Origin of the sequence: Acinetobacter lwoffii (assembly GCF_024129595.1) — a bacterium.
In the GTDB taxonomy this organism is placed as follows: Bacteria; Pseudomonadota; Gammaproteobacteria; order Pseudomonadales; family Moraxellaceae; genus Acinetobacter; species Acinetobacter lwoffii_O.
Genome location: NZ_JAMXXS010000012.1, coordinates 67,598 through 76,992 on the forward strand (window position 1 = coordinate 67,598; position 9,395 = coordinate 76,992).

Genomic DNA, 9,395 nt, shown 5'->3' on the forward strand with positions numbered 1-9,395 from the left:
GAATATGAGAAAAATTTTTTTTATTGTAAGCTCCTTGAAAAATATTTCCGGAAGTGAAAGAGTTGCGTGTATTCTGGCTAATAAACTAGTTGAGAAATTAAACTATGATGTGACAATACTAAATAGAGATGCAAATTTTGGTGAAGTAGCTTATCCTCTAGATAGTAGAGTTAAAGTCAGAAAAATATTAGGATCGCAGTTAAGCTTTTATAATTCACTTGTTCAAGAAGTCAAGAATAATAATCCTGATACTGTAGTTGTACATAATATGGGTAAGTTGTCTCTACTCTGTTCTCTGATTCCAAAAATAAATAAATTGGTTGTTTTGGAGCACGTATCATTTATTAGTCGCCCAAAATTGATTCAATTTTTAAGCAAAGTCTTATATAAAAAGATTCATCAAGTCGTGACTCTGACACAACGAGATAAATTAACTTTTGATGATTTTCATTCAAACGTGACAGTTATACCAAACTTTTCCCCATTTCCCATAAAAATAAATAAAGAATTTGGGCATAAGCAAATTGTTTCAATTGGTCGACTGACCGATCAAAAAAATTATTTACACTTATTGAAAGCATGGGAAAAAATATTTTATCGATTACCCGAATGGAAATTATGCATATATGGTGAAGGTGAACATAAAGTCTTATTGGCTGATTATATTAAAGTCAATAAACTTCCAAATGTTTTTCTTAAAGGAATAACTTCGAATGTTCAGGATGTTTATGATTCATCCGACTTTTTTGTAATGTCGTCAAAATATGAAGGTTTACCTATGGTTTTAATTGAAGCTCAAAGTTTCGGTTTGCCTATTGTTTCGTATGATTGTCCTAATGGACCAAGTGATATTATAAAAGATAAAGTGAATGGTTATTTGGTTGAGGATCAAAATATCGATCAACTAGCAGATCGTATTCTTTTACTTGCTAGTTCTCCATTGGATTTGGTTAAATTTTCACAGAATTCTTTAAAGAACGCAGAAAATTATCAACCTGAAAAAATCTTACATCTTTGGTCTGAACAAATTTTTAAAGGTTAATTGTATGTTCTCGGTTTTAATATCTATTTACTATAAAGAAAAGCCTGAACATTTTAATGCTTGTATGAAAAGTATATGGGATCAGCAAACTTTAAAACCAACAGAAATTGTTTTGGTGGAAGATGGCCCTCTAACAACTGATCTGTATGAGTCAATTGCGCTATGGTCGGCGCGTTTACAACAAACTTTGCGTGTGATTAAACTTAAAGAAAATGTAGGTACTGGAAAAGCTAAAAATATTGGACTTCAACATTGCCAATATGAAATTGTATCTATAGTTGATACTGATGATATAAGTGTATCTGATCGTTTCGAGAAACAGATTAAATGTTTTGAAGCAGACAGTGAGTTAGTCATTTTAGGGGGGCAAATTACCGAATTTGTCGATGATATAACATCCCCATCAGGTATGCGGATTGTGCCATTAGATAATCAAGCTTTGAGACAATATGCAAAAAAGCAAAGCCCTTTTAATAATATGACTATATCTTATAGAAAGTCTAAAATTATGGAAGTAGGTGGCTATCAACATCACTTATGGATGGAAGATTACAATTTATTCCTTAGAGTCATTGCTAAAGGCTATAAAATACAGAATTTGGAGGATGTTCTTGTATATGCACGTATTGATAATGGCATGCATACTCGTCGGAAAGGTTACCAATATATTAAAAGTGAAAAACAATTACTAAATTTAAAAAAAGAACTCAAAATTCAGAACCCAATACATGCTAATATTCTCTTCCTAATAAGATCTACTTTTAGGCTGATGCCTAGTTCATTGCTAGGTAAAATTTATAATACTTTTCTACGAAAAAAAGTTCATAAATAAGAGTGGTAATTTTAGTTATGAAACGTTTAGTTGATGTTGTTATCTCACTAATAGCACTAATCCTTTTATCACCAATTTTTTGCTTGGTTGCTTTTAAGGTCCGTAAAAATCTAGGTTCTCCAATCTTTTTTCTGCAAGAACGCCCAGGAAAAGACGGCAAGCTTTTTAAAATGATTAAGTTCCGGTCGATGAAAGATGCAGTGGATAAAGACGGCAATCCATTACCAGATGAAAAGCGTATTACGCCTTTTGGACAAAAATTGCGTTCTACAAGTTTAGATGAAATGCCACAACTCATAAACGTTTTAAAGGGTGATATGAGTATTGTTGGACCACGTCCTATGCTTAAAGACTTTGTAGCATTATATTCACCAGAACAAGCTCGTCGTTTGGAAGTTAAACCCGGTATGACTGGCCTAGCTCAGGTAAGTGGTCGAAATGAACTTGATTATGAAGAGCGTTTTAAATGCGACGTATGGTATGTGGATAACCATAACACTTTTGTTGACTTTAAAATCATGTTCAAAACAGTCGCTGTGATGACCAAACGAGAAGGTATTAATGCACCGGGTCATGTTGGCCCTTCTTTATTTCAAGGAAATGATCCTGAAAAAATTAAAGATGAAATCAAGTCATAAATTTTTATTAGTGAACTATTTGTAATGATCAAAAAAGCCATTCTCCCAGTTGCAGGCCTTGGTACACGTTTTTTACCTGCGAGCAAGTCTATTCCCAAAGAAATGGTCACAGTGGTTGACCGTCCAGCCATTGAATATGTTGTAAAAGAAGCAGTTGCTGCTGGCATTGAACAGATTATTCTTGTTACCCATTCTTCAAAAGCTTCGATTGAAAACTACTTTGATCGTAACTTTGAGCTGGAAACCACTCTAGAACATAAAAAGAAATTTGATTTACTCAAAGAAATCACTGAAATTTTACCGCCACATGTGAGTGTAATCAGTGTGCGTCAACCACAGCCACTTGGTTTAGGTCACGCAGTACTGTGTGCCAAAGCCGTGATTGGTGATGATGATTTTGCAGTGCTGTTACCAGATGTGCTGGTGAAAGATCAGGATCCGGAAAATGACCTGTCACGCATGATTCAGCGCTTTGTACAGTCTAAAGCTTCACAAATTATGGTAGAAGCAGTGCCTGAACATCTCGTCGACCAGTATGGCATTGTTGATGTTGCGGCATCACCTGAGGAAGGGGAAAGTATCGTCATGCAAGGGATCGTCGAGAAACCGGCAGTGGGGACGGCACCTTCAAATCTGTCTGTAGTCGGGCGTTATATTTTACCCGCCAAGATCATGCAGCTTTTAGAGCAGACACCACGCGGGGCAGGCAATGAAATCCAGCTGACCGATGCAATTGCCATGCTGCAACAAACAGAAGCTGTAGAAGCCTATCGTATGAAAGGCCAGACCTTTGACTGTGGCAGTAAGTTAGGTTATCTAAAAGCTGTTTTACATTATGGCGTCGATCATCCTAAACTCGGTACCGAGTTTAAAGCATTGATTCAGGAACTTGCTTTATAGGAAAGGAATAATATGAAAGTCGCAGTATTGGGAAAAACCCTATTTTCCGGGGTCATGTCGGCCCTTTTATCTGAATGTGGTCATCAGGTGATCTGGTGTAATAGCTTTGGTGCAGATGATTCAGCTCGGCCCTATTTTCAGGATGAATCCCTCCAGCTATTACTGCAAAAACAGGAAAAGTCTGGCTTTTTAAACTGTTGCGATTTTCAGCATCTGGATTTTAATCAGGATGTTTTTTTCTTTAGTTTTAATGCGACTGAAGAGCAACAGGCGTTTCAGATGCTGGATACCATCCGGCATGCCTGTTTTGCCCATCCCAAACTGATGATTAATGCCTCGACCTTTGGCTTGCATGGCACGCAACGCTTTCAGCAGTTGCTGCCGAATGATGACTGGATTTATCTGCCAGATATTATTCAGGAAGGGAATGCACTGCGTAGCTTTACTCAGGCCACCCAGCTGATTGTGGGCTGTGATCATGCAGATATCCAGCCTAAAATCAAAGAACTCTTACGTCCATTATTTCCACGCGCGCAGCAGTATCTATTTATGCCGGTTCTGGATGCCGAATTTACCAAGTTGAGTATTTCCGGCATGCTGGCCACCCGGATCAGTTATATGAATGATCTGGCCAGTGTGGCAGAAAAGCTTGGCATTGATATTGAACAGGTACGGCAAGGCATGGCTGCGGATAACCGGATTGGTTCTGCCTATCTGTTTCCCGGCGTTGGTTTTGGTGGAGAGAATTTCTCCCATGATATCCGGACTTTGACACATGCAGTGGCAGATTCAGGAGTAAAAAACCAGCTTTTGGAGCAGGTCTGGGATATTAACGAACAGCAAAAAGAACTGCTGTTCCGTAAACTCTGGAATTATTTCCGCGGAGACTTAAAAGGCAAGGTCATCGCGATCTGGGGGGCTGCTTTTAAAGAAAATACCCCGAGCATCCAGCAGTCTCCGGTACATGCCATGCTGACCGCTTTGTGGGCGCAAGGCGTGACGGTCAAACTACATGATCCGCAAGCAATGGCGAATATTGAAAAGGTCTATGGGCCACGGCAAGACTTAATCCTGTGCGAAGACCAGTATCAGGCCGTGGAAGGGGCACATGCCTTATGTCTGATGACGGCCTGGAAACAGTATGGCAGTCCGGATTATCCGTATCTGATCAAGCTGATGCAACATCCCCTGATTTTAGATGGGCGTAATCTGTATGATCCGACGTATGTCAAGACACGTGGTTTTAATTATATTGGGGTGGGACGTTAATGTTGAGCCATTTTAATCCAAATTTCGACACTGAAACTGTGTGTCAGAAACTCGCCTCGAACAAAGAACAGCTTCAATCTGAGCATCTGCGGGAACTATTTGCTGCTGACCCAGAGCGCTTTAATCGATATTCCATTCAGTTTGAACAATTGCTATTTGACTATAGTAAACACAGAATCAATAAAAATGTGCTGCAGGGGCTGATCGAATGGGCCGATTCACAGAACCTCAGATCATGGATTGGCTCCCTATTTTCTAATCAAGAAATCAACTATACCGAGCAGCGTGCTGCCATGCATTGGGCACTGCGTCTGCCGGAACAGGATCAACAGCATGCTGATCTGGCAGCTGATGTACATACCCAGCTGGAGCGTATGTATGCGCTGGTGGAACAAATTCATGCCGGACAGCGTCGCGGTGCCACCGGGGAAGTCATTCAGGATGTGGTCAATATTGGTGTTGGTGGATCAGATCTGGGTCCCTTGATGGTCACGCACGCTTTATCTGATTTTAAATACCAGTCTGCCCAGCCCCTCAATGTACATTTCGTTTCGACCATGGATGGTAGTCAGCTGTCCGAGCTGTTGCATCAGCTGCGTCCGGAAACAACACTGTTTATTATTTCCTCCAAATCCTTCGGCACCATTGATACCCTGACCAATGCCCAGACGGTACGCTTGTGGCTGGAAAAGGCTTTAGGCCAGCATCCTTATATTCTTAAGCATCATTTTATTGGGGTATCGACCAAGCCGGAAAAAATGACGGCGTGGGGCATTGCGCCGGAAAACCAGTTACTGCTCTGGGACTGGGTCGGCGGGCGTTATTCACTCTGGTCCTGTATCGGATTGCCAATTGCCTTGAGTATCGGGATTGAAGGCTTTAAGCAGCTGCTGGCCGGTGCCTATGCCGTTGACCAGCATTTTCAGTACCAGCCTTTTGAGCGCAATATTCCGGTATTGATGGGATTGTTGGGAGCCTGGAATACCAATTTTCTGAATATTCAGACCCATGCAATTCTGCCTTATGATGGGCGGTTGAAATATTTTGCCTCCTATCTGCAACAGCTGGAAATGGAATCAAATGGTAAGTCAATCCAGCGTAATGGAGAGAAAGTTCAGTTCGATACCTGTCCGATCATCTGGGGTGAAGTGGGACCGAATGCCCAGCATGCCTTCTATCAATTATTGCATCAGGGAACTCAGTCAGTTAGCTGTGATTTTATTGCGCCGGTAGAGCGTTATAACAGCCAGCAATATACCTATGCAGACAGTGCCGAAGCATTGGTAGAACAACATCATCTGGCCTTATCTAACTGTCTGGCGCAGTCGCGTTTACTGGCTTTTGGCAATGAAGCGCTGGATCAGGCCGAATTGGCAAGCTTGCCGGCCTATAAGCAGTATGAAGGTAATCAGCCGAGTAGTACCTTGTTGCTGCAGGAGTTGAATCCATACAGTTTGGGCATGCTAATTGCACTCTATGAACATAAGGTATTTGTTCAGTCTGTGCTGTGGAATATCAATCCGTTTGACCAGTGGGGCGTGGAAAAAGGCAAGGAAATTGCCAACCAGTTACTACCCATACTGAATGGTGAACAGACTGATCTGAATGGTCTGGATGGTTCAACCCAAGGTTTAATTAAAGTTCTGTTAGGAAAGCAAAATGGCTAAAATTTTGGTCACAGGCGGGGCAGGCTATATTGGTTCACATACCTGTGTAGAATTGCTGAATGCCGGACATGAGGTTGTTGTACTTGATAATCTGTGTAATAGCTCCTCCGAGTCCTTAAGCCGGGTAGAAAAATTGACCCAAAAAAGCCTGACCTTTATCGAAGGAGATATCCGGGATAGCCAGTTACTCGATCAGATCTTTCAGCAAAATTCGATTGATGCGGTGATTCATTTTGCCGGACTAAAAGCTGTTGGTGAAAGTCAGCAAATTCCTTTGGCTTATTTTGACAATAATATTGCCGGTTCAATTAGCCTGGTTCAGGCGATGCAGCGCGCGCAAGTTTTTAAACTGGTGTTTAGTTCCTCAGCAACGGTGTATGGCGAAAATAATCCTTCACCTTTAAATGAAGAAATGCCTACCGGAATGCCGACCAATAACTATGGTTATACCAAGCTGATTGTTGAGCAGCTCTTAGAAAAGTTGTCTGTGGCGGATGAACGTTGGTCGATTGCCTTATTACGTTATTTTAATCCGGTCGGCGCGCATAAAAGTGGCCAGATTGGCGAAGATCCACAAGGTATTCCCAATAACCTGATGCCTTTTGTGACTCAAGTGGCAGTCGGTCGTCGTGAAAAGCTATCTATTTTCGGTCATGATTATGACACGGTGGATGGTACTGGTGTGCGGGACTATATTCATGTGGTGGATCTGGCCAATGCACATTTATGTGCCCTCAATAATCGTCTAACTGCGCAAGGTTGCCGTGCCTGGAATATCGGTACAGGTAATGGTATTTCAGTGCTACAAGTTAAAGATACGTTTGAGCAAGTGAATGGTGTGGCGATTGCATTTGAATTAGCCCCTCGTCGTGAAGGCGATGTGGCCACCTGTTTTGCAGACAATACCCGTGCAGTCCAAGAGTTGAGCTGGACACCACAATCTGGCCTGGAAGATATGCTCGCTGACAGCTGGAACTGGCAGAAGCAGAATCCGAATGGCTATCGCTAAAATCTTTATAGCGATATAAATAAAAAAATGGGAGCTTTTGATGAACAGCTCCCATTTTATTGTACTGTATGCGTGAATATTAACTCTGAATCAACTGAGTCAATTCATCGACATAGTCCTGCATTGGTCGTGGATTATGATCACGACGGCTTTCAATATTTAGACGCAATAGCGGTTCAGTATTCGATGCACGCACATTAAAACGCCATGCACCAAAATTAAGGCTGACCCCATCGGTCTGATCGATCTCCGGCTGCTGATCGGCATAATGATCGAAAAGTTTTTGGATGGTTGCTTGGGTATCGGCGACTTTAAAGTTGATTTCACCACTGCATGGGAACTTGGCGATCATCTCCTCCACCAGAGAAGATAAGGATTTTCCTGTTTCAGACAGTACTACTATCGCCAGTAACCATGGAATCATGCCGCTATCGCAATAGGCAAAGTCACGGAAATAATGATGGGCACTCATTTCCCCACCATAGGCCGCATTATGCTCACGCATCACATCTTTAATAAAGGCGTGACCTGACTTGGACTGAACCGTGATCCCTTGGTATTGCTCTACAATATCCAGTGTATTCCAGACCAAACGTGGATCATGTACAATTTTTTCGCCAGATTGCTTCAGCAAGAACGCTTGAGCCAGAAGGCCGACAATATAATAGCCTTCAATAAACTGGCCTTTTTCATCGAACAGGAAGCAGCGGTCAAAGTCACCATCCCAGGCAATGCCCATATCTGCGCCATGCTGAATGACCGCATCACGGGTACTGTCACGGTTTTCAATTAAAATCGGGTTGGGAATCCCATTCGGGAAAGTGCCATCGGCTTCATGATGAATCTTGATAAATTCGACCGGAATATTGAGTTGTTGAAACTTTTGCTCAATGGCATCAATCACATGGCCTGCTGCTCCATTCCCGGCATTCATGACCAGTTTTATCGGACGGATTTTTGCCGGATCAATATAGCTCATCAGATGATTTACAAATTCAGGCAGAATATTATATTTCTCAGTACTGCCTTTATTGCTGACGTCAATAAATTCATCTGATTCTGCTAAAACCTGAATCTCTTTAAGACCAGTATCGGCACTAATTGGACGGGCATTTTCACGTACCAGTTTCATGCCATTATAGTCCATCGGATTATGGCTGGCCGTGATTTCAATACCACCTTGCACATCCAGATGGAAGGCGCCAAAATAAACCTCTTCAGTGCCGGTCATACCCAGATCCAGAACATTGACACCCGCATCATTTAAACCGCGAATGGTGGCCTGTTTTAAGCCTTCACTACTGAGCCGGATATCACAGCCGATGACCACCGTTTTAGGCTGATAAATCTGTCCATAAGCACGGCCAATTTTATAGGCAATCTCTTCATTGAGCTCGGTGCCGAGTTTGCCGCGAATGTCATAGGCTTTGAAGCAAGTCAGTTTGGTCATGTAAGTCATTAAAAACCCTGAAAATAAGAAAAATATATAATATATGCTAGGGCGTGTCCTCATTTGGCTTTACACCAAATAAACATGCAAGCAATGTAAATCATAGACTGGTAATTTCGTGCAAGCTTATCAAATCGGGTTGCAATCGCTCGGAAATTCTTCAATCTCGCAAACACATTTTCAACTAAATGTCTTAATTTATATAGATATTCATCAAACTCCTTATTCGATCTTTTACTATTTGATCTCATTGGAATGATGGGAATCATATCCTTGTTCTGGGCATATATTCTAATGTGCTCAGCATCATACCCCTTATCAGCAATGAGATAAGTTGCCTCGCCTACAGTATCAATCAGTTGTTTTGCAACTTGACTGTCGTGGACGCCACCCCCAGTGATTTTAAAATCAATCGGTAATCCATTCGCGTCGGTTGCAAGATGTATTTTTGTTGTTCGTCCACCACGTGATTGTCCAATTGCTCTTTCGAAACCATTCCGAGCTCCACTTGCATGTTGATGCACGCGTATGTAGCTTCCGTCAATGAATACCCATTCTTGATCCAAGACGCCTCGTAATCTAAAAAAA

General features: G+C 41.8%; 9 protein-coding genes. 7 read left to right on the top strand and 2 right to left on the bottom strand.

From position 1 onward, the window contains the following. The first annotated feature begins 4 nt into the window (after positions 1 to 4). From NI466_RS07935 to galE, 7 genes are read left to right on the top strand one after another with little or no spacing between them, the layout of a single operon-like run. On the top strand, positions 5 to 1,042 hold the full coding sequence (locus NI466_RS07935) for a glycosyltransferase family 4 protein (RefSeq protein ID WP_253173269.1): 1,038 nt from the start codon (positions 5 to 7) through the stop codon (positions 1,040 to 1,042). 4 nt (positions 1,043 to 1,046) lie between these two features. After that, positions 1,047 to 1,874 (top strand): glycosyltransferase, encoded by an 828-nt coding sequence (locus NI466_RS07940; RefSeq protein WP_253173270.1) that lies wholly within the window; start codon positions 1,047 to 1,049, stop codon positions 1,872 to 1,874. Between the two features lie 17 nt (positions 1,875 to 1,891). Then, on the top strand, positions 1,892 to 2,512 hold the full coding sequence (locus tag NI466_RS07945; RefSeq protein WP_253173271.1) for a sugar transferase: 621 nt from the start codon (positions 1,892 to 1,894) through the stop codon (positions 2,510 to 2,512). Between the two features lie 24 nt (positions 2,513 to 2,536). Then, positions 2,537 to 3,412: a UTP--glucose-1-phosphate uridylyltransferase GalU gene (gene galU / locus NI466_RS07950; protein ID WP_253173272.1), complete on the top strand. Its 876-nt coding sequence runs from the start codon at positions 2,537 to 2,539 to the stop codon at positions 3,410 to 3,412. 12 nt (positions 3,413 to 3,424) lie between these two features. After that, positions 3,425 to 4,681, top strand: coding sequence for a nucleotide sugar dehydrogenase (locus tag NI466_RS07955; RefSeq protein WP_253173273.1), 1,257 nt, complete (start codon positions 3,425 to 3,427; stop codon positions 4,679 to 4,681). Next, the gene (gene pgi, locus NI466_RS07960) at positions 4,681 to 6,348 is read left to right on the top strand and encodes a glucose-6-phosphate isomerase (RefSeq protein ID WP_253173274.1); all 1,668 of its coding nucleotides are present in this window, start codon (positions 4,681 to 4,683) and stop codon (positions 6,346 to 6,348) included. The genes NI466_RS07955 and pgi overlap by 1 nt, the downstream gene beginning before the upstream one ends. After that, positions 6,341 to 7,357: a UDP-glucose 4-epimerase GalE gene (gene galE / locus NI466_RS07965; protein WP_253173275.1), complete on the top strand. Its 1,017-nt coding sequence runs from the start codon at positions 6,341 to 6,343 to the stop codon at positions 7,355 to 7,357. The genes pgi and galE overlap by 8 nt, the downstream gene beginning before the upstream one ends. A 79-nt stretch (positions 7,358 to 7,436) precedes the next feature. Here galE and NI466_RS07970 read toward each other — a convergent pair whose 3' ends face one another. Both NI466_RS07970 and NI466_RS07975 read right to left on the bottom strand, forming a co-directional pair. Beyond that, complete coding sequence (locus NI466_RS07970; protein WP_253173279.1) at positions 7,437 to 8,807, bottom strand: phosphohexomutase domain-containing protein; 1,371 nt, start codon at positions 8,805 to 8,807, stop codon at positions 7,437 to 7,439. Positions 8,808 to 8,866: 59 nt separating this feature from the next. Next, on the bottom strand, positions 8,867 to 9,395 hold a 529-nt coding region (locus NI466_RS07975), incomplete at its 5' end, for an IS5 family transposase (protein WP_253173276.1).

Coding starts and splice junctions, on each gene's coding strand:
- NI466_RS07935 (WP_253173269.1), top strand. CDS start 5: ATGAGAAAAATTTTTTTTATTGTAAGCTCCTTGAAAAATATTTCCGGA.
- NI466_RS07940 (WP_253173270.1), top strand. CDS start 1,047: ATGTTCTCGGTTTTAATATCTATTTACTATAAAGAAAAGCCTGAACAT.
- NI466_RS07945 (WP_253173271.1), top strand. CDS start 1,892: ATGAAACGTTTAGTTGATGTTGTTATCTCACTAATAGCACTAATCCTT.
- galU (WP_253173272.1), top strand. CDS start 2,537: ATGATCAAAAAAGCCATTCTCCCAGTTGCAGGCCTTGGTACACGTTTT.
- NI466_RS07955 (WP_253173273.1), top strand. CDS start 3,425: ATGAAAGTCGCAGTATTGGGAAAAACCCTATTTTCCGGGGTCATGTCG.
- pgi (WP_253173274.1), top strand. CDS start 4,681: ATGTTGAGCCATTTTAATCCAAATTTCGACACTGAAACTGTGTGTCAG.
- galE (WP_253173275.1), top strand. CDS start 6,341: ATGGCTAAAATTTTGGTCACAGGCGGGGCAGGCTATATTGGTTCACAT.
- NI466_RS07970 (WP_253173279.1), bottom strand. CDS start 8,807: ATGACCAAACTGACTTGCTTCAAAGCCTATGACATTCGCGGCAAACTC.